Annotated in this window: 21 protein-coding genes and 1 pseudogene; 14 read left to right on the plus strand and 8 right to left on the minus strand. The window is 62.9% G+C overall.

Annotated features, from left to right (window positions below):
* Window positions 1–238: 238 nt before the first annotated feature.
* The 5 genes and pseudogenes from rpsP (at window position 239) to tyrS (ending at window position 3,700) form a co-directional block, all read left to right on the plus strand.
* Window positions 239–571, plus strand: a complete 333-nt coding sequence (rpsP, locus tag VT84_RS14360; protein WP_232069658.1) for a 30S ribosomal protein S16 — start codon at window positions 239–241, stop codon at window positions 569–571.
* Between the two features lie 20 nt (window positions 572–591).
* Entirely contained in the window at window positions 592–1,338 is a 747-nt protein-coding gene (gene trmD, locus VT84_RS14365; protein WP_410000395.1) for a tRNA (guanosine(37)-N1)-methyltransferase TrmD, read from the plus strand.
* A 44-nt stretch (window positions 1,339–1,382) separates the two neighbouring features.
* Window positions 1,383–1,721: pseudogene (gene rplS / locus VT84_RS14370) on the plus strand (50S ribosomal protein L19); the annotation flags it as partial.
* Window positions 1,722–1,892: 171 nt separating this feature from the next.
* Window positions 1,893–2,357, plus strand: a complete 465-nt coding sequence (locus tag VT84_RS14375) for a YraN family protein (RefSeq protein ID WP_052557914.1) — start codon at window positions 1,893–1,895, stop codon at window positions 2,355–2,357.
* A 125-nt stretch (window positions 2,358–2,482) separates the two neighbouring features.
* The gene (gene tyrS, locus VT84_RS14380; RefSeq protein ID WP_082840037.1) at window positions 2,483–3,700 is read left to right on the plus strand and encodes a tyrosine--tRNA ligase; all 1,218 of its coding nucleotides are present in this window, start codon (window positions 2,483–2,485) and stop codon (window positions 3,698–3,700) included.
* A gap of 65 nt (window positions 3,701–3,765) precedes the next feature.
* Here the strand turns inward: tyrS and VT84_RS14385 are convergent, their stop codons facing one another.
* Window positions 3,766–5,169 carry an amidohydrolase gene (locus VT84_RS14385; protein ID WP_082840038.1) on the minus strand — a complete coding sequence of 468 codons (1,404 nt, stop codon included), beginning with the start codon at window positions 5,167–5,169 and terminating at the stop codon, window positions 3,766–3,768.
* 144 nt (window positions 5,170–5,313) lie between these two features.
* On the opposite strand from VT84_RS14385, the gene VT84_RS14390 reads away from it, so the two are divergent.
* Entirely contained in the window at window positions 5,314–5,505 is a 192-nt protein-coding gene (locus tag VT84_RS14390) for a hypothetical protein (protein WP_052557907.1), read from the plus strand.
* 60 nt (window positions 5,506–5,565) lie between these two features.
* Here the strand turns inward: VT84_RS14390 and VT84_RS14395 are convergent, their stop codons facing one another.
* Window positions 5,566–6,336: a metal ABC transporter ATP-binding protein gene (locus tag VT84_RS14395; RefSeq protein WP_052557906.1), complete on the minus strand. Its 771-nt coding sequence runs from the start codon at window positions 6,334–6,336 to the stop codon at window positions 5,566–5,568.
* The gene (locus VT84_RS14400) at window positions 6,333–7,328 is read right to left on the minus strand and encodes a metal ABC transporter substrate-binding protein (RefSeq protein WP_082840039.1); all 996 of its coding nucleotides are present in this window, start codon (window positions 7,326–7,328) and stop codon (window positions 6,333–6,335) included. Before VT84_RS14400 ends, VT84_RS14395 begins: the two co-directional genes overlap by 4 nt.
* 262 nt (window positions 7,329–7,590) lie before the next feature.
* Here VT84_RS14400 and VT84_RS14405 point away from each other — a divergent pair, with 262 nt between their 5' ends.
* The 3 genes from VT84_RS14405 (at window position 7,591) to VT84_RS14415 (ending at window position 10,137) form a co-directional block, all read left to right on the plus strand.
* Window positions 7,591–7,806, plus strand: a complete 216-nt coding sequence (locus VT84_RS14405; RefSeq protein ID WP_082840040.1) for a hypothetical protein — start codon at window positions 7,591–7,593, stop codon at window positions 7,804–7,806.
* A 105-nt stretch (window positions 7,807–7,911) separates the two neighbouring features.
* Complete coding sequence (xerC, locus tag VT84_RS14410; protein WP_082840041.1) at window positions 7,912–8,817, plus strand: tyrosine recombinase XerC; 906 nt, start codon at window positions 7,912–7,914, stop codon at window positions 8,815–8,817.
* 147 nt (window positions 8,818–8,964) lie between these two features.
* Window positions 8,965–10,137: a thioredoxin family protein gene (locus VT84_RS14415; protein ID WP_082840042.1), complete on the plus strand. Its 1,173-nt coding sequence runs from the start codon at window positions 8,965–8,967 to the stop codon at window positions 10,135–10,137.
* 153 nt (window positions 10,138–10,290) lie between these two features.
* On the opposite strand, the gene VT84_RS14420 is transcribed toward VT84_RS14415, so the two are convergent.
* Complete coding sequence (locus tag VT84_RS14420) at window positions 10,291–13,125, minus strand: hypothetical protein (RefSeq protein ID WP_082840043.1); 2,835 nt, start codon at window positions 13,123–13,125, stop codon at window positions 10,291–10,293.
* A gap of 232 nt (window positions 13,126–13,357) precedes the next feature.
* Here VT84_RS14420 and topA point away from each other — a divergent pair, with 232 nt between their 5' ends.
* The gene (gene topA / locus VT84_RS14425) at window positions 13,358–16,318 is read left to right on the plus strand and encodes a type I DNA topoisomerase (protein ID WP_082840044.1); all 2,961 of its coding nucleotides are present in this window, start codon (window positions 13,358–13,360) and stop codon (window positions 16,316–16,318) included.
* Window positions 16,319–16,410: 92 nt separating this feature from the next.
* Here the strand turns inward: topA and VT84_RS14430 are convergent, their stop codons facing one another.
* The gene (locus tag VT84_RS14430) at window positions 16,411–16,917 is read right to left on the minus strand and encodes a hypothetical protein (protein ID WP_052557891.1); all 507 of its coding nucleotides are present in this window, start codon (window positions 16,915–16,917) and stop codon (window positions 16,411–16,413) included.
* Between the two features lie 82 nt (window positions 16,918–16,999).
* On the opposite strand from VT84_RS14430, the gene VT84_RS14435 reads away from it, so the two are divergent.
* The gene (locus VT84_RS14435; RefSeq protein ID WP_082840045.1) at window positions 17,000–18,283 is read left to right on the plus strand and encodes an MFS transporter; all 1,284 of its coding nucleotides are present in this window, start codon (window positions 17,000–17,002) and stop codon (window positions 18,281–18,283) included.
* A gap of 77 nt (window positions 18,284–18,360) precedes the next feature.
* Complete coding sequence (locus VT84_RS14440) at window positions 18,361–18,840, plus strand: hypothetical protein (RefSeq protein ID WP_082840046.1); 480 nt, start codon at window positions 18,361–18,363, stop codon at window positions 18,838–18,840.
* A gap of 25 nt (window positions 18,841–18,865) precedes the next feature.
* On the opposite strand, the gene VT84_RS14445 is transcribed toward VT84_RS14440, so the two are convergent.
* The 3 genes from VT84_RS14445 to VT84_RS14455 form a co-directional block, all read right to left on the minus strand.
* Complete coding sequence (locus VT84_RS14445) at window positions 18,866–20,215, minus strand: pyridoxal phosphate-dependent aminotransferase (protein WP_052557884.1); 1,350 nt, start codon at window positions 20,213–20,215, stop codon at window positions 18,866–18,868.
* 91 nt (window positions 20,216–20,306) lie between these two features.
* Entirely contained in the window at window positions 20,307–20,975 is a 669-nt protein-coding gene (locus tag VT84_RS14450; protein WP_239465918.1) for a sigma-70 family RNA polymerase sigma factor, read from the minus strand.
* 497 nt (window positions 20,976–21,472) lie between these two features.
* Entirely contained in the window at window positions 21,473–21,985 is a 513-nt protein-coding gene (locus VT84_RS14455) for a hypothetical protein (protein WP_157469502.1), read from the minus strand.
* 169 nt (window positions 21,986–22,154) lie between these two features.
* Between VT84_RS14455 and VT84_RS14460 the strand changes: the two genes are divergently transcribed.
* Together VT84_RS14460 and VT84_RS14465 are read left to right on the plus strand one after the other, a co-directional pair.
* Window positions 22,155–24,236, plus strand: coding sequence for an RNA polymerase sigma factor (locus VT84_RS14460; protein WP_082840049.1), 2,082 nt, complete (start codon window positions 22,155–22,157; stop codon window positions 24,234–24,236).
* 166 nt (window positions 24,237–24,402) lie between these two features.
* Window positions 24,403–25,623, plus strand: coding sequence for a response regulator (locus VT84_RS14465; protein WP_052557873.1), 1,221 nt, complete (start codon window positions 24,403–24,405; stop codon window positions 25,621–25,623).
* The last annotated feature ends 123 nt before the right edge of the window (window positions 25,624–25,746 follow it).

The following is a 25,746-nucleotide window of genomic DNA, read 5'->3' on the forward strand; positions in this document are numbered from 1 at the left end:
CGGCGGGTGCCTCCTGTAGATGCAAGCGTAGTTGTTGACATAGGTTGTGGTAGCCAACTGAGCCATGAACTTTACCCGCCGCCCTTGCGGGCGGGGTTCGCCCGGAAAGACGGGTGCGGTCGCGGCTCACTACGCACGTGGGCCGGTTCGCCAAATTCGTCTCTGGGCGTGGTCAATTCTTGCCCCCATTGCTATCATTCCAGTTCTTCTGCGAATTGTTGGGTCGAGGGGATTTTCCGTGGCTGTTCGCATCCGAATGAAGCAAATGGGCCGGACGCACCGGCACTACTACCGCATCGTGGCCATCGACCACCGTCAACCGCGCGACGGCAAGGTGATCGAAGAACTGGGCACCTACGACCCGCACGTGAAGGAAAAGGGCGACCGCGTTACGCTCCTTCCGGAGCGGATCAAGTACTGGAAGAGCGTCGGCGCGAAGGCGTCCGAACACTGCGAAGCGATCTTCAAGAACTTCATGAAGAAGTGGGAAGACATCGAAGCGGCCAACTCTGCGAAGGCCGCCGAAGAAGCCGCGAAGAAGGCTGCTGAGGCCACCGCGCCCACCGGCTGAATTGCGCCATGAACCGGACGATCCGCTTCGACGTGCTCACACTGTTCCCCGGCATTTTCGACGGGTACGTGCGGCAGAGCCTTCTCGAAGACGCAATCCAGGCCGGGTTGGTTCAGGTCCACGCCTGGAACATGCGTGACTGGACCCAGGACAAGCACCAGCGGGTGGACGACCGGCCCTTCGGCGGCGGCCCCGGTATGGTTCTGATGGCCCAACCGGTGATAGACTGCGTTCAGGCGGTGCAGCAAAAGGCTGATCTGCCCGGTCGAGTGGTGATGCTCACGCCCGCGGGCGAGCGGCTCACGCAGCGAACCGTCGAGAAACTCGCCCAGGAGCCGCGACTGGTGCTCCTGTGCGGTCGGTACGAGGGGTTCGATGACCGCATCCGGCACATGCTGAACCCGTTGGAGATCTCCGTCGGGGACTTCGTGTGCAACGGCGGTGAAGTCCCCGCGATGGTGCTGATCGACACGGTCATTCGGCTGATCCCCGGCGTGCTGGGGCACGAACAGAGCGCCGCGGACGAGTCCCACAGCGAGGACGGGCGGATCGAGTACCCGCAGTACACGCGGCCCCGTGTGTTCAACGGGCTAGAAGTACCGGAGATTCTCCTGAGCGGGAATCATCAAGCGGTTGCGAAGTGGCGGCGGGAGCAGAGTGAACTGCGGAGCCGCAAAGACAGTACCCCTCGTATTGCCGACCCCCGGGCCGGTGGAAGCGAGAGCACTGGACGGGACGCCGGTGCCGCACAAAATAAACCGAGTTGATTCAAACGCGCGCGACACGCGCCGCGGAAAGGTAAAGGTGGGCTATGCTCTCGCCCCTCATGCAGATAGTCGAAAGCGGCAACGTTAAGAGCGACATCCCCGAGTTCCAGGTCGGCGACCGAATCGAAGTTCACCAGAAGATCCTGGACGGCGCCAAAGAGCGAGTCCAGGTGTTCGAGGGCGACGTGATCGCCCTCAACCACGGTGGCGCCCGCGAAACCATGACCGTGCGCCGGTTGGTGCAGGGCGAGGGCGTCGAGCGCATCTTCGCGATCCATTCGCCGCGCATCGCGAAGATCGTGGTGAAGAAGGCCGGTATGGTGCGCCGGGCCAAGCTGTACTACCTGCGTGACCGCGTGGGTAAGGCGACCAAGATCCGCGACGACGTCAAGCGCCAGTCGCAGATCGACATCTCCTTGAAGCAGGCCGCCGAAGTCGCAGCGAAGGCCGCGCAAGAGGCAGCAGCCGCCGCGACCGCCGCGGGCGGCGAGAGCAAGTCCGCCAAGAAGAAGCGCGAGCGCAAAGAAGCCGAGGCCGCCAAGAAGAAGTAAGCCGTGCCCGGCACCAATCCCGCAAACGCGAACGAGGAACCGCCGGTTGGCGGTTTCTCTCGTTGGCGGTGGTGGAAACGGTGGTTCGGGCGGCGCAGTGAGCGGGCCGCGGCCAAGTACGTTCGCAAACTGGGGTACAGGCTCCTCGCGGCGAACGTTTCGGACCGCGAGGGCGAACTCGACCTGCTCGCGCTCGACGGCCAAACGCTCGTGATCGTCGAGGTTCGTTCGACGTCCAGTGATCGCGACGACGCGATCAACCAAACCGCCGCCTCGGTGGACCTCCGCAAGCAGCGGAAGATCACCGAGGCGACGTCGCGTTTCCTGGCCCGCCGGCGGTTGTTAGGGAAGATCGCGGTGCGGTACGATGTGCTCGTGATCGCCTGGCCGGAGCACGCACGCGAACCTACCGTCCGGCACATCCCTCATGCTTTTGAGTCCACCGGCCGCTTCCAGTTTTTCACATGAAGACGTTTTCACCGCAGAGGGCGCGGAGGGCGCAGAGAAAAGACATTGAGATAAACTGAAACTCGAATGTCTTTACTCTGCGCCCTCTGTGCCCTCTGCGGTGAAACCTCTTGTCGGAGTCCGTCATGTCCGCGTTCCCCCCGGTTGACGAACAACTCGCGGTGATTTTGCGCGGCGCCGCGCAAACCGAAACCGCTGCCGAACTCAAAAAGAAGCTCGAAAAGAGCCGCGAAACGGGGAAGCCGCTCCGCGTCAAGTACGGCATCGACCCGACCGGGTTCGACGTTCACCTGGGGCACACCGTTCCGCTGCGGAAACTGCGCCAGTTCCAGGAACTCGGCCATACTGCGGTGCTCATCATCGGTACCGCGACGGCCGCCGTGGGTGACCCCAGCGGGCGCGACGCGAGCCGCCAGGGGCTGACGCCCGATCAGATCGAGAAGAACGCACAGACCTACCTGACGCAGATCGCGAAAGTCGTCGATGTGACGAAGGCCGAAGTGCGTCCCAACGCGGAGTGGTTCTCGAAGTTCGGCTTCGCGGACGTGCTGCGCCTGCTCGGGCACACGACGATCCAGCGGATGATCGAGCGCGACGACTTCACGAACCGCATCAAGGCCGGCACCGCGATCTACCTGCACGAGTGCCTGTATCCGCTCATGCAGGGCTGGGACTCGGTCGAGATCCGGGCCGACGTGGAACTCGGCGGCACAGAACAGCTCTACAACCTGATGGTCGGCCGCGACCTCCAGCGCGCGTCCGGTCAGGAGCCGCAGATTTGCCTCACGATGCCGATCCTGCGCGGGCTGGACGGCGAGAAGAAGATGGGCAAGAGCCTGAACAACTACATTGGCCTGAACGAACCCGCGAAGGAAATGTTCGGTAAGACGATGCGCATCCCCGACGCGCTGATGAAAGAGTGGTTCGAGTTATTGACGGATCTCGCGCCGGCGCGGATTAACGAACTGCTCATGGGTAAGCCGAACGAAGCCAAGAAGGCTCTCGGGGCGGAGATCGTTCGGTTCTACCACGGCGACGCCGGGGCGACCGCTGTATTAGATGACTGGCGGAAACAGTTCGAGGAGAAGGGTGATCCGGAGAACATTCCCGAAGTCACGATCCCCGCGACCAGCTTGGTCGCTGGGGCGATGCCCGCTGTTGATCTGATCGCTGAAACGAAGCTCGCGGCGAGCAAAGGAGAAGCTCGCCGCAAGATCGACGAAGGAGCGTTCAACTACGGACCCGATCGCACGAAACCGGCCGACGTGAAAGCGACCGTGCCCGTTAGTGACGGGCTAGTTGTGCGATTGGGGCGGAAGATTCTCCGAGTGCGTCTGTCTTGAAACACCGCTGCAAACCGCGTGTCGCTGACATCAATGCTTCAGCGACACGCGGTAACACTTCGCGATCATTTCCCCTTCGGCATCAGGTTCATTGCAGCGAGGCTCATCGTTCGCACCCCGGTGCGGATGCTCGGTTCGGGTACGGGCGCGTAGGCGTCGGTATGCATTCCCGGCAGTGCGGGGGCGCCGGGCTTCTGGGCTGCGGCGAACTTCTCTTTCGAGATCGTGCCCAGGAAGTACATGAAGGTCGGCGTTTTGCCCTCCGAGAAGCGGCCGAAGTCTTCCGCGCCCATCACCGGCTTGCGGTTCCCGCGCACGTTCTCGGCTCCCAGAATCTCGCGGAACAGGGCGCCGCACTTCTGGGCGAGTGGCACGTCGTTGTAAGTCGCAGGGGTAAACTCGTCCAAGCTCACTTTGACTTCCGGTGGCGGGGCGTTCGCGCCGAGAGCAGCGGCCTTCGCAATGCGATCGATGGCCTTCAGCACGCGGTCGCGTGTCGCGTTGGTCGTGGTGCGGACCGTGAGTTGGAGCTTCACCTCGTTCGGGATGATGTTGTGTTTCGTACCACCGTGGATCGATCCGACCGTGACTACGACCGGGTCGAGCGGGTCCGTTTCGCGGCTCACAATGGTCTGTAGATCGAGAATGATTCGCGCCGAAAGGACGATCGGATCAATGGTTACGTGCGGGGACGCGCCGTGCCCACCCTTTCCCCTCACGAGAATGTCGACCGTGTCGGAGTTGGCCAGTGCGAGCCCCTCGCTGTACCCGAGTGAACCGGCCGGTTGTAGCGGGTCGGAATGCAGCGCGAGTGCATAGTCGGGCTTCGGGAACTTGGAGTACAACCCCGCGTCGAGCATTTGTTTCGCTCCCGCGACGATTTCCTCCGCGGGCTGAGCCACGAACACCACCGTTCCGCTCCAGTGGGCCTTCATCGACGCGAGCACGCGGGCCGTGCCGGTCCACGTTGCCATGTGGATATCGTGACCGCAAGCGTGCATCACGCCGACCTCGTTGCCGTCGCGGTTCTTCGTCTTCACTTTGCTCGCGTAGCTCAGTCCGGTTTGCTCGATGATCGGCAAACCATCCATATCAGTGCGAATAAGCACGACTGGGCCGGGACCGTTTTTCAGCACCGCAACCACACCGTTCCCGCCGAATTTCTCGGTGACCTCGTAACCTGCTTTCTTCATTTCTTCCGCTAATCGCTTGGACGTGTTTACCTCCATCAGCGACAGTTCCGGGTTCGCGTGGATGTGCTGGTAGAGCGCGACGAGGTCTTTGATCTCGCCGTCGAGCTTCTTGTCCACTTCGGCGAGGTGCTCTTTCACCCAGCCCACGGGCGGGTTGAGTTGCGCGCTCGCGCCGGGTTGTGAGGGTTTGTCGGGAGCCTCTCGACGCGGTTCGATACCGGAAACAGCGAGGCTAACAGTTAGAACCACGAGCGCGGAAAGTCGGCGGGCCAGCATGATCGGACCTTTCGCGATGAGAGCGTAATTGTGAGCAACAAGCGCGGAAAAGGAGAGGATTTGGGCTTAGAGCGTCACTTGGCGGGTGTACACTAAATATAGGCACCTTCGTACTTGCTTAGCTACCACCTGGAGTGACACCAAATGTCTGCCAAGACACTGACAGTACAGCAGCGAAAGTCCATTTTCCACGCCCTGGTTGATGTTCAGGACGCACGCACCGTGACGATCGCGGACTCCAAGAAGGAGATCGCGTCTCGGTATCACATCACGAAGGAACAAGTGGAACTGATTGAACGGGAAGGACTTGCGAAGGATTGGCCGCCCCTGGCGTAAGTGGGATGGCGGGTTCGCACTCGACACGAACCCGCGGCCACAAATGCCCTCGGCGAAAAATCAGCTTCCGAACCGGTGCGGGAACATGTGGATTTCCGCACCAAAGACCAGAGACATGTTGATTGGTGTGAGAATCTCGTTCGGTGCTCCCTGACACTGGATCGCGCCGTTACGTAGGCACAACACCTCGTGGGAATAAGTCTGCACCATGTTCAAATCGTGCGACACGAGCAGAACCGTTACTCCCGTTTCGCGATTGATCGTCGCGATCAACTCGTAAAACTTCTTTTGGTCCTTGAAGTCGATCCCCGCCGCCGGCTCATCGAGTAACAGCAGTTCGGGCTGTGGTTCGAGCGCCAGTGCGAGCAACACGCGCTGTAACTGCCCGCCCGACAGCCCCTCAACGGGAACGTCCAGGCAGTTCGCTACTTCCACGCGCTCCAGCATCTCCCGGCTCTTGGCCGCGACCTTCTTGGAAATGCCAAAAAAGAGCGGGCGCCGCGAGAGCGTGAGTGCGAGGAAGTCCCGGACGGTAAGCGGTAAGCGGGCGTCGAGCGTGAGGCGCTGGGGCACGTACCCGATGGCTTCCGGGTACGGCTTCGAGTGGTCGTGCCCGCAGTGGAACTTGATCGTTCCCTTGTGCGGGTACTCGTTCACCAGCGCGCGGAGCAGGGTGGTCTTCCCGGACCCGTTCAGGCCGATCAGCGCGGTAATGGACCCGCGCGCGATGTTGGCCGTGACCCCGCGCAGGATCGGCTTGCCCCCCAGTTCCACGCGCAAATCGCTGAGGGAAACGAGGGGGCGGACGACGACCGGGAGAGCCAGACTCATTTCATCTTCTCGGCGAGTTTGTCGAGGTTTTCCCGCATCTTGCGCTCGTACCAGTCCGGCTTCAGGTCTTCGGGCCGCACCGTTTCGAGCGTGTCGAACTCGACCAGTTCGGCGTCTTTCACGCCCTTGGCGACCAACTCTTTGCGCAGTGCTTCGCCCGCGGTGCTCGTCGAGTATTGCGGCTCGGTCGCGATCAGTCGAACGGGTGCGTCCTTCTTGGTGCAAATGTCGATCAGCTTCTTCATTTCCTTTGCGTCCGGTTCTTGACCGGGGGTTTTCGTCAGCACTTCCTTCACTCGGATCTTGTACCCCTTCGCGAAGTATGCGAGCGAGTCGTGGAACGTGACGAGTCGGCGCTCTTCCTTGTCCTTGAGCTTGTCCAACCCGTAGGTCTTGAGGGCGTTGAGCTTCGTGACGTAGGCGGCGGCGCGGGAATCGTAGCCGGCGGCGTGGACCGGGTCCGCGGCCTTCAGTTCGTCGCGGATGATGTTCACCAGCATGATCGCGTGATCTGGCCCAAGCCACACGTGCGGGTCGATACCGTGGTCGTGTTCGCCCTCGTGGTGCTCGTCGTGGTTGCACCGCCCTTCTTCCAGGCAGTCCTTGCTGAGCTTTTCGCCGAGTTCGATGACTTTGAGTTTGCTGTTCCCGGAACCCTTTTTCATCTTGTCGGCTTTCTGTTCGTCCAGACCCAAGCCGACAACGAAGAACAGGTCCGCTTTGGTAACGAGTTTCACGTCCGCTTCGGTCGGGTCGAAGTCGTGCGGCCCCTTGGAGGTCATCACATTCTTTACAACCGCGTCCTCGCCCGCAACATTGGTCGCGAAGCAGTACAGCGGCGCAAAGGACACGACGACCTTCGGTCCGGGGTGCTCGGGCCACGTCGCGTCGCTGACCGTGTTCGAGTTACCGCAGCCGACGAGGAGCAGCGGGAGCGCCGCTACGACCGCGCCCATGATCGCCGATTTGAGCCAGAACTGTCCGCTGTTCATGAGTCGCACTCCCTCGGAGCGGGCAGGGATAACATCGTAATACCGCGGTCATTGTACCACGGACCTCGTTTGAAGACAAGGTACCGAGAACCGGGAAACTCGTGTTGTGCCAATGAGTTTTTGAGCCACCCGAGTGTGCCGGTTGTGCCGGTATTTTGGAGAGCCTGCGCGACGCGGGAGTTCTTGCCGAGTTTTGGTTGAAGTGCGTGTTCCAGCCGTGCCGATTCACCGTAAGTGGCATCGACCGCGCCGGGAGTGTCGCGTGACGCAAGAGCTTAACGTTCTCGCTCTGATCAAGGGCACCGAGCGGTTCATCTTCGTCTACGACGACGACAGCAAGGCCGCGCTCATTGATGACATTCGCGACAAGGCGGCCGACCCCGCGGTGGCGCTGAACTGGTTCGACGCCGCGGTGCTGACCGAGCGCGTTCGCAACCCGCAGGCCGAACCGGACCCGGCCGATTTGCTTGAAGAGTGACCCGAGCCGTTTCGTTGTTGGAGCAGGGCGGCCCCGACCGGACAATCCCACTAGGCGCCGCAACGGAACGCGCGGCGCCGGTGTTCGCCCGGACGGGACACAGCTTTGACGCTCGAAACAGGGCTCGCCGAATTCCTCACCCACCTCGGCCTGGAAAAGAACGCATCCGATAAGACGGTAAAGTCGTACCGCGAGGATCTCTCGCAGGCGCTCCAGTACGCACGCGACCACCTCAAGAAATCCCAGATCGATCCCGCGGACTGGACCACGCGCTTGGTGCGCTCGTTCGTCGCGTGGCTCCACGAACAGGGCTACGCGAAGAGCACCATCGCTCGGCGCCTCGCCGCCGTGCGCTCGTTCGGGAAGTACCTGTGCCGGCAGGGAGTACTCGAATCGAACCCGGCGCAGGCGCTGCGCGGCCCCCGGCAGGACAAGAAGCTCCCACACTTCCTGACTCTCGCGGATATTCAAAAGTTGTTGGTTGCGCCCCCGGACAGCGATTGGGCGGGGCGGCGCGATCGCGCCATGTTAGAGGCGCTCTACGCTTCGGGGATTCGCGTTTCCGAGCTGGTTGGTCTCGACCTTTTGAGCGTCGACCTCAACGATGGAGTCATCACGGTTCGGGGCAAGGGCAAGAAAGAGCGGCTCGCACTGTTGGGGCCGGACGCCATCAAATCGATCTCGCGGTGGCTCGAGGACCGCTCGGCCTTGCTCCATCGGACCGGCAAAGACACACAAGCGGTGTTCCTGAACAACAAGGGCGGCCGGCTGACCACTCGCAGCGTCGGCCGGTTGCTGGAAAAACACCTGAAGACCGCGGGGCTCGACCCGCGAACCAGTCCGCACACGTTGAGACACAGTTTCGCGACTCACATGTTGGACGCGGGCGCCGACATTCGCGGGGTCCAAGAACTGCTCGGGCACAAGAGCCTGGCGACGACACAAGTTTACACACACGTTACTACGCAACGACTCCAGAAGAGCTACCAGAAGGCCCACCCTCGGTCGTGAGTGGGGGAGTGGGAACGAGCTTCGGTTCCGTTTTAGCGCTGGTCCTTTATTCGAGACTGCGCCCGCGGTGTGGGGGCGCAACGGGGCAGTACCGAACGGGGTTCGGCGCTAAGTTGTTCGTGTCGATTGGCACCAGGGGTTCGCTTCATGATTAGTCCCTTTTCGCGTCTGTGCGCCCTCTTTCCGCTCGTGACTGCCGCTGCACTCTGGCACGCGCTCCCCGCCGCCGCGCAGCCCGCTCGCCCGGCTCAGGTCACCTGGAGAACCGATTACAACACGGCCCGCAAGGAAGCGCAAGACAAGGGACTGCCGCTGCTCGTTGTCGTCGGGACCGAGGACTGTTTCTACTGCCGCAAGCTCGAGGCCGGGCCGCTCAAAGACCCGGCGCTCGCGCCGCTCCTCGCCACCGGCTACATCCCACTAAAGCTCGACGCCCGACGCACCCCGGAACTGGCGAAGGCGCTGAAGGTGCAGTTGTACCCCACGACTGTGCTCGCCGGTCCGGACGGGAAGATCCACTGCTTTATTGAGGGCTACGTCGAGACCGAGCGCCTCGCCGAGCAGATGAAGCGCACGGTGACCGCGGTCGCCACGGCGGACTGGGCCGCGCGCGACTTCAACGAGGCGTCGAAGGCTCTGGCCGCGAGCGACTACCCGCGGGCCGTTACGCTCCTGAAGGGCATCACGAAGGACGCCGGGGACAAGCCCGTGGGCGTGAAGGCGAAACAGATCCTGGGCGACGTCGAGAAAGTCGCGGCCGGCAAACTGGCCCAAGCGAAGCAACTCGAACAGCGCGGCCAGACCCAGGAAGCAATGGACGCGCTCGCAGAAGCGGTTCGCACCTACGCCGGCACGCGGGCCGCTTCGGACGCGGCTCTGGCTCTTGCGGGGCTGAACGATCGGCCCGAGGTGCTCCAACAGCGCCGGCTCCGGGTCGCGCGGGACATGCTCGCGGTGGCCCGCGACGATTTCCGTACCGGGCGCCTGTACGACTGCATGCAGAAGTGCGAGCAGATCGCGGCGGCCTATTCCGAGTTGCCCGAGGCGAAGGACGCGACCTCGCTCCTCGCTGAGATCCGCGGGAACCCGGAACGGCTCGCGAAGGCGTGCGACCAGATGAACGACCGCACCGCGGCGATGTACATGGCGCTGGCCGACTCGTGGTCGAAGAAGGGCCAGGACACCGAAGCCGAGGTCTGTCTGAAGAAAGTGGTGGCGCTGTGCCCGAACACGCGGCACGCGGACCTCGCCCAGGCCGAACTGACGAAGATCCAGAGCAAGACGAACCCCGCGGTTCCGGCCGGCCTGGTTCGGCCGTAAGGTGCGCGGGGTGTTTGTGCTCGGAATCCGGTTGGTTCGTTAATTCTGCCCAAAACAAAGAAGAATTTGGATTCTGCTAACACCGACCGGTCGCCAAAAGCACAACGCCAGGGATTGTCCCTGGCGTTGTGCTTTTACCGTACTCGCTCGTTACTAATCGCGTCCGCCGGACTTGGCGTTGTCGTCCAGTCTCTTTTTCTGTTCTTCTGTTTCCGCGTACTTGAACTCTTTCTTCAGCAATTCGACTACCGACTGGCGCGACTTGAAGTAGGCCTCGAACATGTAGTTCCCCACCACCCCGCGAGCCGGGGCACCGGGTACGAAGGCGGCCTGCTTGAAGTCGTCGGGCGACTTCAGGTCGCGCCGGATGAGCGTGGCGACGTAGTACGTGTCTTTCGGGGCGTCGTGGAGCACGATGACCGTCTTGGCGGGCTTGTCGCGGTTGTCGATCAGGCCGTTCAGCATCTCCTGTGTCGGGTACGGGATGTTTGCCGATTCGGTCAGAGTGAACGACCGGACGCGGCCCGTCGGATTGATGCCGCTCTGGAGCATTTGAGTGACCTCGGCCTGGCTCATACTGGCCAGGTCGACCGGGGCGAGCGGGCACACGCCGTTGATCGCGAACATTTTTACCCGGTTGCGAGCCTTTTCGCCGCTGGCCGCGGCGTCTCGCAGAAGGGCATCGAATTGTTCGTTCAAAATCTGCGTAACAAGAACCGCGTCGGTTTTGGTGCTGTTGCGGATCGCGTCGGCGATCGCGTTGGCACGCTGGCCGGCCAGTTCGCGCGCCTTGGTCTGTTTCCACGCGGCCTTCACGGTCTCCAGGGCGGTGGTTAAGGTCGTCGGTTTCGCCGGTACTTCTTCGGTCACCCAGTAGATGTAGTTCGGTCGGCCGTCCTCGTGCGATTGGGGGACGTCCTCGGGGTACGAGCGGGCGACGTAAACACCGGTCGTCGGGACGTACCGCTGGCTCTGGCTGTTGCGGTCGATGGTCCAGAAGAACGTGCGCCCGAACGGGACGTACTTGTTACCGCCGTGCGCGCCACGGGCGCCCAGGAGGCCTTCTTTTTGGGCCTGCACGAGCGGGAACAGCCCGGGGTCTTCTTCCAGCGACCACTCGTCGCGCGCGGCGGTCGAGGAGCCGAACTGGACACCCGCCTTGGTCAACCCGCGGGCCTCGCGGAACTCCTTCACGTACTTCTCGATCGCGGCCTTGTCTTTCGGCTTACCCTTCTCGGACAGCTTGTCCATCTCTTCGATGAACCGGGCCAGGTCGCCCTTTTCGGTCGACGCGGTCGGGTCGATGAAGTTGGACCGGCCGCCGTAAACGAGCGCCTTCGTCCGGTCTTTGACCGCGACCTTCATCAGTTCCGGGCGCATGGTTTCGATCGACAGCGGTTTCGGAACGGCCAGTTCCGCACTCGCGGCGGCGCCGATACTGGTCTGGAGGAACCCCGGGCCGGGGAGCGCGCCGAACAGCGGCAACCCGACCTTGATGCGGTCGCGGATCTCGTAGGCGATCGGGGCGCCCATTGCGACCGACGCGCCGACGGCCGGGTGACCGAACGGGGCCGATTGACCCGCCATCCCGCCGAGCAGGGCCGCCATCGTCCCCGGGCGCACGGTGCTCGTCGGCAGCAGGTCGCGTGCGAAGAGGACGCCGCTCGTGTACTCGTTGCGGACTTGGCGCTTGAAATCGGACTCGTACTGGCTGTACGCGGCGTCGACGGCCGGTTCCTTGAGTACGAGGGGCGCGGTCGCGGCCATCGCCCACCCGCCGCCGGCACCGGGCAGCGGCACACTCGTCAGCCCGGACGCCTTCGCCATCACCTCACCGACCTTCAACTGCTCGGTCGCGAGCTTCTCGTAGTACGGCTCCGTGCCGGTGACCGCGAACCAGCCGATTGCGAGTTTGCGCGGCTCCTTGAACCCGAACGTCTCCTTGGCCGGGTTCGGTTCGTTGTTCTGGAAGCTCTTGTACAGGTCGTTGAGATCGGTTTTGCTCGGCTCGCCCTGAACTTTGTCGATGAACGCCAGCGAGGGCACCGCGATCAACTCGTAGGTCGCCGGGCTGCACTGCTCCCGGTAGTACTCGAACATTTCGTAGGGCGTGCTGAAGACCGGGGCGGCGATGGAAGTGGTCTTGGCTTGCGGCCCCAGTACGGCGATCTGGGCCGTGCGCACCTTGAACTCGGTCGCGAGCGCGTCAAGGCAAGCGTCCGCGGTGAACCCTTCGTGCTCGCGCAACCGCTTACTGACCTCGACATCGGAGCGCGGGGTCCAGAAATTATAAAGCTCGCGGTTCAACAACACCTTGACGTCTTCACGGGTGAAATTGATGCCGAGCTGATCGGCCTTCTTTTCCCACAGGAGGAACTCGATCGTGTCCCGATCGGTCCGGCTCGGCGCGTTCGTGAAGTAGTGGGTACCGTCCATCGCTTGACGGTGCCCTTGCAGGTTCATGATCGCCTGAAGTGCGCGGGCCGCGTCCTTGTCCTCGGGCTTGGCGGACTGTGATTCGAGCGTGAACGCGACGAGATTTTCGGCGTCGTTTCGCACTTGTCGCGGACTCTTGCCCTGGAACAACGGGCTGTCTAAGAGTTGCGGGTTCCCCCGGACCAAATTCATGTACATTTCGGCTTCGCGAACCTTTTCCATCATCGCGCGGCCGGCTTCGCTCAGCTTGCTTTGCTGCTGGTTCGTGTATTCCTGCACGGCCCGCGAGGTTTCCTCCGCGGCCAGCGCCATGAAGGTGTTCGCCATCACGCGGGCTCGGCGGACGCGTGTGAGGTCCGTGCTCTTCACACTGGAGCCGTCGATCTTGCAAACGGCGTCGCCCCGGCCGCGCGCCCCGAGCCACCGTGCGGCGCGCTCGAAGAAGTCGTTGGCGCCGAACGACAGCGTGAACATGATCATGATGAAGACGGTCAGCACCGCGAACAGCGCCTTTTGGTTCCGTCGGAAAATATTGAACGGATTGTAGGCCATTACTATTCCTCACTTTGCGGCGCCCGCCGGGCGCCGATCGAAGGCCGGGGGGTTGACAGCCTTCGTAGCACTGTACTAAGGGTGATGGGCGCTTTCGGCCCCATCCGACATTCGACCGGTTCATCGATTGTAGTGATTGTGCTTTACGGAACAATTGGAAACGGACCCGCAGTTCGCCCCTCTAATAAGGGGTGATCGTCGCCCACGACAACAGTTGACGGAGTAACCGAGAGTGCCGACTCCCAAGAAAAACGCGGCAACCGATAAGCCCGCGGCGCCCAAGAAGCCACGCTCCAAGAAGGCTGCTGCCCAGCCCTCGGCCGTCGACGCTCCCGATGCGCCCGCGAAAGGCGCGTCGAGTGGTCCGCGTGGGAACTACGACCTCGTTGTCGTCGAATCGCCCGCGAAGGCCAAGACGATCAACAAGTACCTCGGGCCGAACTTCCGGGTGCTGGCGAGCTACGGCCACGTCCGCGACCTCGACACGAAAAAGAAGAAGGGCGAGGACATCGCGGGTATCGACATCACCAACGGGTGGAAACTCCGCTACACCGTGGACGACGGTAGCAAGGACTCCGGACGCGGCGGGCGCAAGTTCCGAACCGCAAAGGAGATCCTCGCTGAGATCGGGCGCGAAGCGGCGAAGGCCAATCACGTCTATCTGGCGAGCGACCCCGACCGCGAGGGCGAGTCGATCGCGTGGCACATTGCCGACGAACTGAAGCTGCCCGACGAGCGCACGTTCCGCATCCGGTTCAACGAAATCACGAAGAACGCGGTGAACGCCGCGCTCTCGAATGCGGAAAAAATTAACGACCTCCGCGTCGCAGCCCAAGAAGCGCGCCGCGCGATGGACCGCGTCGTGGGCTTCCCGCTATCCAACTTGCTCGGCAAGAAGGTCGCTAACAAGCTAAGCGCGGGCCGCGTGCAGTCGGTCGCGGTCAAACTGATCGTGGACCGCGAGCGCGAAATCGAGGCGTTCAAGACCGAAGAATACTGGAAGATCACCGCGCTACTTTCGGCGCCGGGAGTGAACGTCCCGTGGACCTCTGACCCGGCGAAATCCAAGATTTTCGCGAAGAAAAAGACCGAAGTCGCGAAGCCGGTCGCGTGGCACAAACCGACCGAAGAGGACACGCAGGGCGACGACGAACCGGTCGTAGACACCGAAACCAGTGACGTACCGCCCGAACCCGGTGAGACCGCAGCGCCCGCCGCGACGGACGGCGCCGGTATCCCCGCGCCGCCGAAGGATTCGTTCCTCGCGAACCTGGTGAAGTGGGACAACGCGGAGCCGAAACTCACGAACGAAACCGAAGCGGACGCGGTCGTAGCCGCGCTCGCCGGGGCGCCGTTCGTCGTGACGAAGGTGGAGCAGAAGGACCGGGTCGACCGGCCGCTCGCACCGTTCACCACGAGCACGCTCCAGCAGCAGGCCAACGCCCGTATGAAGTTCAGTGCCAGTCGCACGATGCAGACGGCGCAGAAGCTGTACGAGGGCATCGAGTTGACGGGGATGGGCCAGACGGCGCTCATCACCTATATGCGTACCGACAGCACGCGGGTCTCGAACGACGCGCTCGCCGCGGTGCGCGATTTCATCAAGGCCGACTCGCGGCTCGGCACGAACTATCTGCCTTCTGCGCCAAACACTTACGCCTCTAACAAGGGCGCACAGGAGGGCCACGAGGCGATCCGCCCGACGGACGTGACCATCACCCCGGCTCGAGCACAAGCCGCGGGGTTGGGCGGTGACCAACTCCGGCTCTACGAACTGATCTGGAAGCGGTTCGTCGCGAGCCAGTGCGTGCCGGCGAAGCTCAAGGTGACGACTTACGACATCACCGCGGGACGCGGGCTGTTCCGGGCCAGCGGGCGCGTGATCGCGTTCGACGGGTACCGCCGGGTGCTCCCGCCGGTCGGCAAACAAGAAGACGCGGAACTCCCGCCGGTGAAAGAAAAGGACGTGCTGAACCGGCTCGACCTGTTCGAGAGCCAGCACTTCACGCAGCCGCCGCCGCGCTTCAACGAAGGTTCGCTCGTGAAGGCTCTCGAAAAGGAGGGCATCGGCCGGCCGAGTACCTACGCGAGCATCATCAGCACGATCCAGAAACGCGGGTACGTGACGCAGGACCGCGGGCGGTTCTTCGCCACCGAGATCGGGAAAGTGGTGACGGACCTGCTGGTGAAGCACTTCCCGGACATCATGGACCTGAAGTTCACCAGCCACTTCGAGGACGAACTCGACGAGATCGAGACCGGGAAGTTCAAGTACCGGGAAGTCCTCGACGAGTTCTGGGGGAAGTTCTCGCCGACACTGAAGAAGGCCGATAGCGAGATGCCGGTGGCCCGCGAGCTGACCGGCGAAATGTGCCCGAAGTGCGGCAAACCGCTGCAAAAGCGCTACAGCGCCACGACCGGCGGGTTCTTCATCGGGTGTACGGGCTACACCGACGATCCGGCCTGCAAGTACATCCAGCCGCGGCCGGGCGAGGCCGAACGCGAGGGGCCGACGACGACGGACATCGTGTGCCCGGCGTGCGGCAAGTTCATGATCCGCAAGGTCGGGCGGTTCGGCGTGTTCTACACGTGCGAGGGGGCACCGGACTGCCCCACGACGATGAACGAGAACGCGGAGGGCGTCCGCACCGTCACCGCGCTCCCGACGAAGCACAAGTGCCCGAAGTGCGAGAAGCACAACCTGCTCCTCAAGGAGAGTAAGGCGGGCAAGAAGTACGTCCAGTGCCCGGACACGAAGTGCAAGTTCATCTCCGACGCGGACGCGGACGGCGCGCCGGTGAAGCCCGCGGACACGGGGATCGCGTGCGAGAAGTGCGGCAGCCCGATGGTCATCAAAGTGGCGTGGCGCGGGCCGTTCCTCTCGTGCAGCGGGTACCCGAAGTGCCGCAACGCGAAGTCGATCAACGCGGAACTGAAGGAGAAACTGAAGGACATCCTTCCGCCGATGCCCGAGAAGTCCGAGAAGAAGAAAGAAGAGATGCCGGCGGTAGAGATCAGCGACACGTGCCCGGAGTGCGGCGCGGCGATGAAGCTGATGAAGTCGCGTTTCGGTCCGGGATACTATCTCGGGTGCTCGAAGTATCCGAAGTGTAAGGGTAAGGGCAAGATGACGCCGGAACTCCAGGCAAAGATCGACGCCGCGACCGCGGCACAAGCTCCGGCCGCGACGTAGGCCGGTTGGCTTCCTAAAACGTAACGCGACGAGGGCCGGGGCCGCGAAGCTGATACTTCGCGGCCCCGGCCCTCGTCGCGTTAACTGTTACTTCACGTCGTGTAGAACGACGGCAACCGCGGCCACAAGTACAGGCTGACCATCATGCAGCCGGCAACGACAGATGCGAGGCCGCCGATGAGCATCGAGAACACGGCCAGCGTGTTACCGCCGAACTTCCCGCCGGTTCGCTCGATGGCCCGCATCGCGGCCCCGCCCGCGACCGCTGCGCCGATGCCGAGCACGAACGGCAGCACGTAAGCGAGGATCTGCACCGTGTAGTTCACGATCTTCGACCGCTCGGTGGCGGCCAGCACCTTCCGGTCGATCCGCTCGCCGAATACGCTCGTCTCGCCACTCACCCACTGGCGCTCGACCCACGATCCCGGTTGCGCGGGCAACCCGGCCGCTCCGCGGGCCTCGCGGAGCGGGGCGCCCGCGATGTGCTTTTCGGCGTGCATCGACCCATAGAACGCCAAGGTGCAGGCGATGACCGCCGTCACGATGCTGAATTTGGCCATGCCGTGAACCGGCGCGCCGCGTGTCGATCCCGTCACCATCTGGGTGTGTCCTCGCTGGCTTGGTGCGTCGCGGTCGGGTAAGGTGTGCGGGGCTTATTACTCTCCCCCAACCCGGCCGCACATGAGCACCCTACCCACCGCTCCAATCACTTCACCGTGGCGCTGGTGGGTGTGCGTTCTGTTGATGCTTGCAACCGTCATCAACTATATGGACCGCATGGCTTTGAACCAGATGGCGAAGGAGATCAAGGGGGCGTTCGCGCTGACTAACGAACAATACGGCTGGCTCGAAAGTGTGTTCTCGCTGGCCTTTGCGATCGGGGCCGTTGGCACCGGCTTTGTCGTGGACCGGGTGAGCGTGCGGTGGGTGTACCCGTTGATGGTGGTGGGCTGGTCCGTCGCGGGCGTATTGACGGGTTTTGCCACCTCTTTCGGGGTACTTCTCACCTGCCGGTTCGCGCTCGGGTTGTTTGAAGCCGGGAACTGGCCGTGTGGCATTCGCACCACGCGCGCGGTCCTGCAACCGGCCGAGCGATCGTTCGGCAACTCGCTGTTTCAGAGCGGAACGGCACTCGGCGCGGTCATTACTCCGCTCATGGTGCTGGCGCTTCTGCGCCAGGCCGAAGTGACCGGCGCGACGGATTCGTGGCGCTTGCCGTTCCGCGTGATCGGCTGTTTGGGGCTGGTGTGGGTCGCGCTGTGGTTCGTGACTGTCCCTCAGCGGATGCTCCAACCTTCTGATACCGTTGGCGCGCAGGCGCATCGGGGGGCAACGCGATTCGTGGAAGTGTTTCGCGACCGGCGGTTCTGGGCACTTGTCGCGATGGTAATGGCTGTGAATTTTACGTGGCACGGGTACCGGACGTGGTTACCACTGTACCTTCAGGAGCAGCGCGGGTACTCGCGCGAAGCGATGAGCGGGTTCACCACGGTGTACTATCTCGTCGCGGACGTCGGTTCATGGACTGTTGGCCTCCTCACACTCGTGCTGTGCAAACGGGGGCTGGCTCTTCACGTGAGCCGGCTGCTCGCGTTCGCCGGGTGCGCGCTACTCACGATCTGTACCGTGAGCGTCCCATTTCTACCGGGCGGCTGGGCACTTCAAGCGGGCTTGCTCGCGGTCGCGTTCGGGGCACTCGGCTTGTTCCCGACGTACTTCGCGCTGACGCAGGAGTTGTCGTCGCGGCACCAGGGAAAGGTCACCGGCACGCTCGGGGCGTGTGCGCACCTCTCGTTGTTCGTGGTGTACCCGATCGAGGGGTGGATTTGCGACGTCACGAAGTCTTACGAGTGGGTGCTCGGTGGAGTGGGGGTGTTCCCACTTCTTGCGCTCGTGGTGACCATTGCGTTGTGGCCACCGAAGTACGAACCGCTTCCTTCACCCTCGGCAGAAGCGAGCATGTGAACTGAGCTGGTGTCCCACGCGATGAGCGGTACTTTTGGGGATTCACCAGCAACGAACTATCAGCAGCGGGGCGACAGATGTCCGATGCGAAGTTTGAAGAGTGGCGGGAACTGTTCGGCAAAGCCATCGACGCGCCTGAGGTGGTCACGTTTCTGGCGAAATACCCGGAGCACAAGATCGATAAGCCGAGCGACGGGCGCCAGCACGTCGTGGCCAAAAAGCACGGGCTGGAACTGGTGTTCGGTCTGCCCGATGGTTCTCACGCGGGGGGAGGATCGGCGCGCCAGCGGGTGCTCATCACGGCTTTCTTGAACTCCGAAGCCGTCCCTAAATTCAAATCGTTTGCCGACCTGCCGCTCGGCCTAACCTTTAGCGACGGGCACGACGAACTCACCGCGAAACTCGGTGCCCCGGAGCGCGTGTGGACGGCCGACGGTGGGGCAGTGCGCTCCGCCCGTTGGCGGGTTGGTGACCTGCTCCTCGACGCCGATTATCGGGCGGATCAGTCGGGGACCAGGGTGTTCACCCTGATGATCCCGACCGTAGTCAAGTCTTGAACCTGATATTCATTGACCATCGACGTCATGCTCGGCTGAACGCGGGTCGGCGCTCGTCCTTTTCGGTCGTGATTTCGGTGGTCGGTTCGTCGACCGCGTCTTCGTTCGCAGGTGGGGTTGGTGTGGCCGGGTTCCGCAACCGGTCCACGAACGCGGCCAAGCGGTTCAGCCCCTCGCGGAGTCGGCCCTCATCGGCTGCGAAGCTCACGCGGATGTGGCCCGCGCCGCTCGGCCCGAACGCAGCTCCCGGACCGACCAGCACGCGCTCTTCCTTCAGCAACTTCTCCGCGAACGCGCGGCCGTCGACGTTCAGGTTCGACACCGGCACCCACACGAAGTACCCGCCGCCGGGCTGTTCCGGTTCGAGCTTCATCGCACGCAGGCGATCGAGTGTGTATTGCCGCTTCGCGTTGAACCGCTCACTCAGGTCCGCTGCCACGGTCGGTTCGGCGAGCAACCGAGCGGCGGCCTGTTGACACACCGGGGGAACGTAGGGCGCGGTCAGGTTGGCGGTGAGCTGGCACGCGCGAACGAGGTGGCGCGGACCCGCGAGCCACCCGACGCGCATCCCGGGTTGTCCGAACTCTTGTGACACCGAACCGGCCGTGAGCGTGAGCCGGTCCGCCCCCGGCATCGCGGCCAAGGTACGGGCTTTATCGGGCCGGAACGCGGCGAACGATTCGTCGAAGTACACGAGCACCCCGTACCCGCCCGCGATCCAGGCGATGTGCTCGAGGTCTTCGTTCGCGAGGCACCCGCCCGTGGGGTTCCCGGGGTCGGAGAGCACGAGCATCTTCGCACCGCGCATCGCGCGCTCGAAGGTGGCGGCGATGTACCGGCACCGGCCGTCCTCGATCCACGTCGGCACCCACCGCACGTTCGCGTGCCGGGACTTCGTGCCCAGCGCGAAGAGCGGCGAACACGGGTCGAACATCACGACGCGGTCGCCGGGGTTCACGAACGCATCGAGCGCGGCCGTGAACGCGGCCGTGGCGCCGTGCGTCGCGAGGATGTCTGTGGACGGGTTGATGGTGCGCCCGGCGGTCTGGTAACGGTCCGCGATGATGCGGGCCAGAACGGGGAGCGTGGTGGGCACGCGGCCGGGCGCGGAGAACGCATCGGTGCGCCCCACGCTGACGGCCCCGCGCGCGGGCGGCGCGTCCGGCGTGGGCTGGTTCAAGTCGAGAATATCGAGGTTCGGGACGTGCGGGATCACCGCGGGATCGAGCAGTTCGTCGACCGGCGCGGCCAGCACGCGATCCGAGTAGTATTTGAGGTACGCGGTGCCACCGTCAGTGAGGCGCCGGGCGCGCGGGGTGAACCGGGCGAGCCGCGTGCGGACCAGCAGCTTCGTGAGCCAAAAGGGGATTGCCACGCTGGGGCCTCCGTGCACGGGTGGGTATGGGGATTGTGCCAGAACGGGTGCCCCCCTGTAAAGGCCGGCTGAAGTTGGGAGCTGGTTGGCGTCAGACGGGGGAAACCGGTTCGAGAATTTTACGCGGTGCCCCGTCACTAAGCAGCTCAAGGGCGCGCGCCTCAATTTGTCGCACTCGTTCTCGGGTCAGTCCCAATTGTTTTCCGATCTCATTAAGGGTTTCTTCTGGTGTTCCGTTTAGTCCAAACCGTCGTTTCAGGACGTGTGCCTCGCGCTCTGGGAGTAGCCGGAGCGCAGCTTCGATGGTGTGGTCCCGAGCACAAGTGATTTCTGAGTTGATAGCGGATTCAACCGGATCGACGGCGCTGAGATCGGGTAGCGATTCTGCGGGCACGTCGAGTTCCGAAAAGGAAAGTATGGATGTAAGTCGGTGATACTCACCGGCACTCAGTCCGCGTTCGCGCTGGCAGTGCGCGGGCAGGCGAATGAAACGATCTGTGTTCACGCGAGACCGCCCGAGCGCTTGGCGGATCCACTGAAAGGCGTAAGTCGACAGGGCCGTGTGGCGCTCCGGTTTGAACAGCTCGATGGCTCGCGCGAGCCCCAGAAGCGCCTCTTGAAAAAGATCCTGTTCCGTCATTGAGTTGCAGCGCTGAGGCCATCTACCACTTCGGACGATGTGCAAGCACAATCGAAGGTGGCCCAGCAACAAGCGCGAACGGAGGCGGATGTAATCGCTTCGGCGATCGGGGAGGATCATTCGCTCGTGGCGCACGCGGCGACCGCCAACGTTTGTTTCACGAAGTGGACCCAACGAAGCTAATTCGTCGAGTAATCGATTAGTTTCTTCAACGGAAAGCTGTGGGTGCCGATCGAGTTCGCGGAAGAATAGTTCATCTGTTGAGAGGGGAAATGATTCCGCGGTTCCGCCCTCTCGAAGCTCCTGGTGATCGATTTTGAGCGCGGGTGGACGGAGTCGCGCTGCCGCTTCGTGTAAGACCTTGAACCGATCCCCGAACCGACTGAGTGGAACCACTTGTACCGTCGCGGTGGGCCGGAACGTGACAAGAAACGGTGGCGGGAACCGGGGCGCTTCGTGTCGCACCGCGCGGACGTGTGGAAGCAAATTCGTCGTGACGTGTGCCGATTGAACGAGGTTCCGGCCCGGTAGTGCGGTCGCAAATGTGAAGGGCTCACGCGATGAGGTGACAGTGATTGCAGAAAAGCGAGCAAAAAGACGGGCGAGGAATAGCACGTTTATACTGCCTTCGCTTGGGTTTCATCCTTGTGAACATCTTGGATCGCGGCCTGTATCCGTTGAAACGGTTCCATTGGAGGGATCATCGTTACTAGCGCGGAGATTGTCGACACCGCGAGATCGAGATCCTCTGGGTGGCGTTGGTGGGCGCAAAGGTGCAGTGGGGGCGGACCGGGCAGGAGACGGCTTACGGAATCTGGTTTGCTGGCGAGCAGAATCACCGGTACGCGGGCAACTGACCGCAGGCCGAGAAGAAACGGGTGGCGGGTGATAACCAAATCCGCCGCCGGGCTCAGGCTTTCGACGAGGGGCTTGCCGAAGACGTGGCAAAAGAGGTGTTCGCTCAAGCGGCTCCCCCAAAGAATTTGCTGCAATTTGGTCGGGCGAACGGCGCTGGTGCAGCGAAATTCCTCGGGATCGGAGTAGCGATCGGTGACGAGTACGCCGGCCCGGTAATAGTCCGCATCGAATTTGCAAATGTCGATGTAGGCGAGACGGTTGACTGTCGGCACGGTACACACGAGCGGGTTAGACGGAGGTGGGAATACTCTAATCGGTATTCGCTCAGCACACAAGCGCTGGGACAGAGTCACGTGTCCCAACTCACAAAAAATCGTGGAAGCCCCGCGCGGTTCCGGGCCTCTACTCTTCGGGGCAAACGTACTTCCGCAAGGTTTCGTTATGGCACACGAACCATCGACCGCGATCCTCGATCCGCTTCGGCGGCTCATTTCGCGGCAAACGGGCAACGCACTCACCGACGCACAACTCCTGGAGAATTTCGTTTCGCGCCGCGAAGAGGCGTCGTTCGAGGTGCTCGTTTGGCGGCACGGGGCGATGGTCCTCGCGCTCGCCCAGCGTGTGCTCCGTGATTCGCACGCCGCGGAAGATGCGTTCCAGGCGACGTTTCTTGTGTTCGCGCGAAAGGCCAAGTCGATCGGCCGCGGCGAGGCGGTCGCGTGCTGGCTCTATAAGGTCGCGTACCGGATTGCGGTTCGCCTGCGTGCTCGCGCCGTGGAGCGGCAACTCGGAACCGAACCGGCGGACGAGTTTCCGGCTCCAGAAGTACCTACGGATGCCGAGTGGCGCGATCTGCGGCCGGTTCTGGATGACGAGATCGCGCGATTACCGGAGAAGTACCGCGCGCCGTTCGTTCTCTGCTATCTCGAAGGACGCACCAACGAAGAGGCCGCAGCACAACTCGGCTGCCCGAAGGGAACTGTGTTGTCACGTCTCTCTCGCGGGCGCGAGCGCTTGCGGGAACGGCTCGCGCGCCGCGGAATCGCGCTCACGGCCAGTGCGCTGGCTGTCACACTTTCTCGAAATGCGGCCACGGCGACCGTTCCACCCGCTTTGGTGCCAACCGCGGTCAACGTCGCTATCCCGTTTGCGGCAGGGGAAGCGGTAAGCGAACTGGTTCCCGCACACATCGCGGCACTCACAGACGGAGTGTTACGAGCGATGACCTTTACGCACGTTAAGACCGCGGCTCTCGCACTGGTGTCGCTTGTCGTGCTGGGGAGCGGGGTTGCTTGGGCGGCGTTGGGCGGTGGTGACGCGCACGGATCGGGTGAGCCGCTGGTGCTGGTCGAAGAGCCGAAGGCCCCACCGACCGTGGAACCCAAAGTCGCCCCGCCCGTTGAGGCCGAGCGCCCCGCCCCGCCCTTTTGGGGGCGAGTCACTGATATCGCGAAGGACGGGAAGTCCGTCACCATCATAGGCGTGGCGGGTGCGTACTCATGGCACAGCGGAAACCGCCCCCCAGATGTCTCGGAAACAACGATGGTGGTCAAATTGAGTGAAAAAACGGTCGTGACTTACCAGGGCGTTGGTATGAACGGGGCGAAATTCACGAGAGGCCACGATGCGTATGTGGTGTTTGCTGGCGCCACAAAGGACACCGCCGCTACCATCGAGTTCAACGGATCGACACAAGTACAACGTAATCAATCCGCTAACGGCACTGTCGATGCGATCGCGGACGATGGCAGATATTTCTCGTTGGCACAAACGAGTATTCAGGAGCCTGTTCCCTTCCGCCGGCAGTTCTTCCGTCAATTTAGCGTGACGAAGATTGACATCCCATTTGATGACAAAACGGTACTCTCGTTCTCAAACGTCGCGAGGGGAAAGGCCAAGCTCACTCCGAGTCATTACAGCACGGTGTGGTACGCAGACGACGGCCGAACCGCGGGTAAAGTGTTTTTCAGTGGCTCACTGGACGCGGGGGGACGCGAGGGAAAGCAGCCTGATGTTGCCGGCACCGTGATGCGCGTGGCTGATGGCAAAGCCATTGTGGTTGAAGTTCCTCCCAAACCACCGGGAGAAACTCCGACACGGGTCGTGGTCAACCTGACCGACAAGACCGCCGAAGTATTCTGCGACGTACCAATCGACGGCGCGAAAACCGCACCGGGCATGCAAGCGCAAGTGTGGCTCGCGGACGGATCGAAGGACACGGCTGCAAAGGTGACGTTCACCGGTAGCACCCCCGAGAGGTGGGCGATCGTTACCGGTAAGGTTGTTGGAGTGTCGAGGGATGGTAAATCTTTCACCGTAGAGTTGCCCGCGCGCAAACGCGGCGACCAGGCGAAACGCACGGAAGTGAAACTCGTCTCGCTCACGAAAGTGACATTCAACGGGGTCGGGCCGGGAGAAGCCAATGTGACGGAAGGGCTTAACGTTTACGCCCGCATGCTCGATGATTACCCGGACACGGCCGCCGGAATCACCTTCACGAAAGATGGTTACAAACCCCGATAACTTGGGGTCTTGGGAAACGTGATTAAACTGCGGGTAGGTGTTCGTTCCGTCACAGACGGCGCGAACACCTACCCGCACACTTTTTTGGCACATTCGGTGGCACTCGTGAGCGCAACTCGCTCCCGCGCTCGCGTTCCCCGCGTGTCAATGCCTATGATGACCCTATATGACCGACACTGTACTCATCGTGGACGACGAGGAATCCGTCCGCCGGACGTTCCAGGAGTGGCTCACGACCTCGATGCCGGACGCCCGCGTGTTCGCGGTCGCCGATTCCGAGTCGGCCCTCCGGATCGCGAACGAGCACGCCGTTGACCTCGCGGTCCTCGACTGGAACCTCGGGTCCGGGAGCGACGGGTTGCGCCTGCTTGAAGACCTCGTCGAGTTCCAGCCGGACGTGGTCGCCATCCTCGTGACAGGGTTCGCGCACCAGGCGACGCCGCTCGACGCGCTCCGCATGGGCGTGCGGGACTACATCGATAAGAACCAGGATCTGAACCGCGAGACGTTCGTCGCGGCCATTCGCCGGCAACTCGACCGCATCCGCCCCGTCAAACAGCAGCGCGAACTGAACCATCGGCTCGCGACGTTCCGCGAGGCCGTCGAGAAGGTGCTGCCGATCGTCCAAACGTCGGCCGCGTTCAACGACCCCGTCCCGCTGCCGGCCGCGGTGAAGTCGCTCCTCCGGTTCGTGATCCGTGGGACGCGCGCCGTGGACGGGGCGCTCATCGTGCGCCACACGGCGGCCGATGGTACCGAGTCGACGGTGGCTTACGGGGCCGATGGTGTCCCGCTCCCCGCGCCGCCGGTGTCGTTCGGAAAATCGCTCGCCGCGAGTGTCATCAGTTTCCAGAAGCCGGTCGCGCTGGATGCTTCCGACGCGGACGCGCTCGGGTCACTGGAACTGTTCCCGTTTGAAGCGAACCGTTCGTGTATCCTGGCCGCTCCGCTTCGCGTTGCGACGGATACGGTCGTGGTCGTGGAACTGTTCGATAAGGCGGCGCCCGGGTTCAGTGACGACGACCGGCGCCTCGTCATGTCGGCGGCCGAACTCGGAACGGACCTGCTGCGCCAGGCAATCGCGGAGCGGCAGACACACAAGCTACTGTTCGACGCAGTCGACGCGGCGCTCCGAGCGACTTCGGACTTCAGCACCGCGCCGGCTCCCGCTCCAGACACGAGCGCGCCGCTCTCTTCGGTCATGGCCAAGCTGAAGGAGGGGCTGGGCGCGGACTCGAACGCGACCGCCCCGCCGGACACCACGCTGCGCCTGGTCGAAGCTGTGCGCGCCATCGCCGTGAAACACGGGCCGAGCGCGGTGGAGCACTGCGTTAAGGCGGTTAACGACCTCCGCGCACTCCTCGATGAAATCACTGGCAGCGCATGATTGAGAAGGGCACATTTGACGGAACGGGTACGATCAACGAGACCGAAGAGCGGTTCGTGTGCGAGTTGCGTCCTACCGAGGCTGTTCACCCCGTCCGGCGCGCTTCCGGTTCGTTTTCTGCTG

Origin of the sequence: Gemmata sp. SH-PL17 (genome assembly GCF_001610855.1) — a bacterium.
GTDB lineage: Bacteria > Planctomycetota > Planctomycetia > Gemmatales > Gemmataceae > Gemmata > Gemmata massiliana.

Excerpts from the sequence above, each read along its gene's own strand:
- tyrS (WP_082840037.1), top strand. The coding sequence starts at position 2,483 with ATGTCCGCGTTCCCCCCGGTTGACGAACAACTCGCGGTGATTTTGCGC.
- VT84_RS14385 (WP_082840038.1), bottom strand. The coding sequence starts at position 5,169 with ATGCTGGCCCGCCGACTTTCCGCGCTCGTGGTTCTAACTGTTAGCCTC.
- VT84_RS14390 (WP_052557907.1), top strand. The coding sequence starts at position 5,314 with ATGTCTGCCAAGACACTGACAGTACAGCAGCGAAAGTCCATTTTCCAC.
- VT84_RS14395 (WP_052557906.1), bottom strand. The coding sequence starts at position 6,336 with ATGAGTCTGGCTCTCCCGGTCGTCGTCCGCCCCCTCGTTTCCCTCAGC.
- VT84_RS14400 (WP_082840039.1), bottom strand. The coding sequence starts at position 7,328 with ATGAACAGCGGACAGTTCTGGCTCAAATCGGCGATCATGGGCGCGGTC.
- VT84_RS14415 (WP_082840042.1), top strand. The coding sequence starts at position 8,965 with ATGATTAGTCCCTTTTCGCGTCTGTGCGCCCTCTTTCCGCTCGTGACT.
- VT84_RS14420 (WP_082840043.1), bottom strand. The coding sequence starts at position 13,125 with ATGGCCTACAATCCGTTCAATATTTTCCGACGGAACCAAAAGGCGCTG.
- VT84_RS14430 (WP_052557891.1), bottom strand. The coding sequence starts at position 16,917 with ATGGTGACGGGATCGACACGCGGCGCGCCGGTTCACGGCATGGCCAAA.
- VT84_RS14435 (WP_082840045.1), top strand. The coding sequence starts at position 17,000 with ATGAGCACCCTACCCACCGCTCCAATCACTTCACCGTGGCGCTGGTGG.
- VT84_RS14440 (WP_082840046.1), top strand. The coding sequence starts at position 18,361 with ATGTCCGATGCGAAGTTTGAAGAGTGGCGGGAACTGTTCGGCAAAGCC.
- VT84_RS14450 (WP_239465918.1), bottom strand. The coding sequence starts at position 20,975 with ATGATCCTCCCCGATCGCCGAAGCGATTACATCCGCCTCCGTTCGCGC.
- VT84_RS14460 (WP_082840049.1), top strand. The coding sequence starts at position 22,155 with ATGGCACACGAACCATCGACCGCGATCCTCGATCCGCTTCGGCGGCTC.
- VT84_RS14465 (WP_052557873.1), top strand. The coding sequence starts at position 24,403 with ATGACCGACACTGTACTCATCGTGGACGACGAGGAATCCGTCCGCCGG.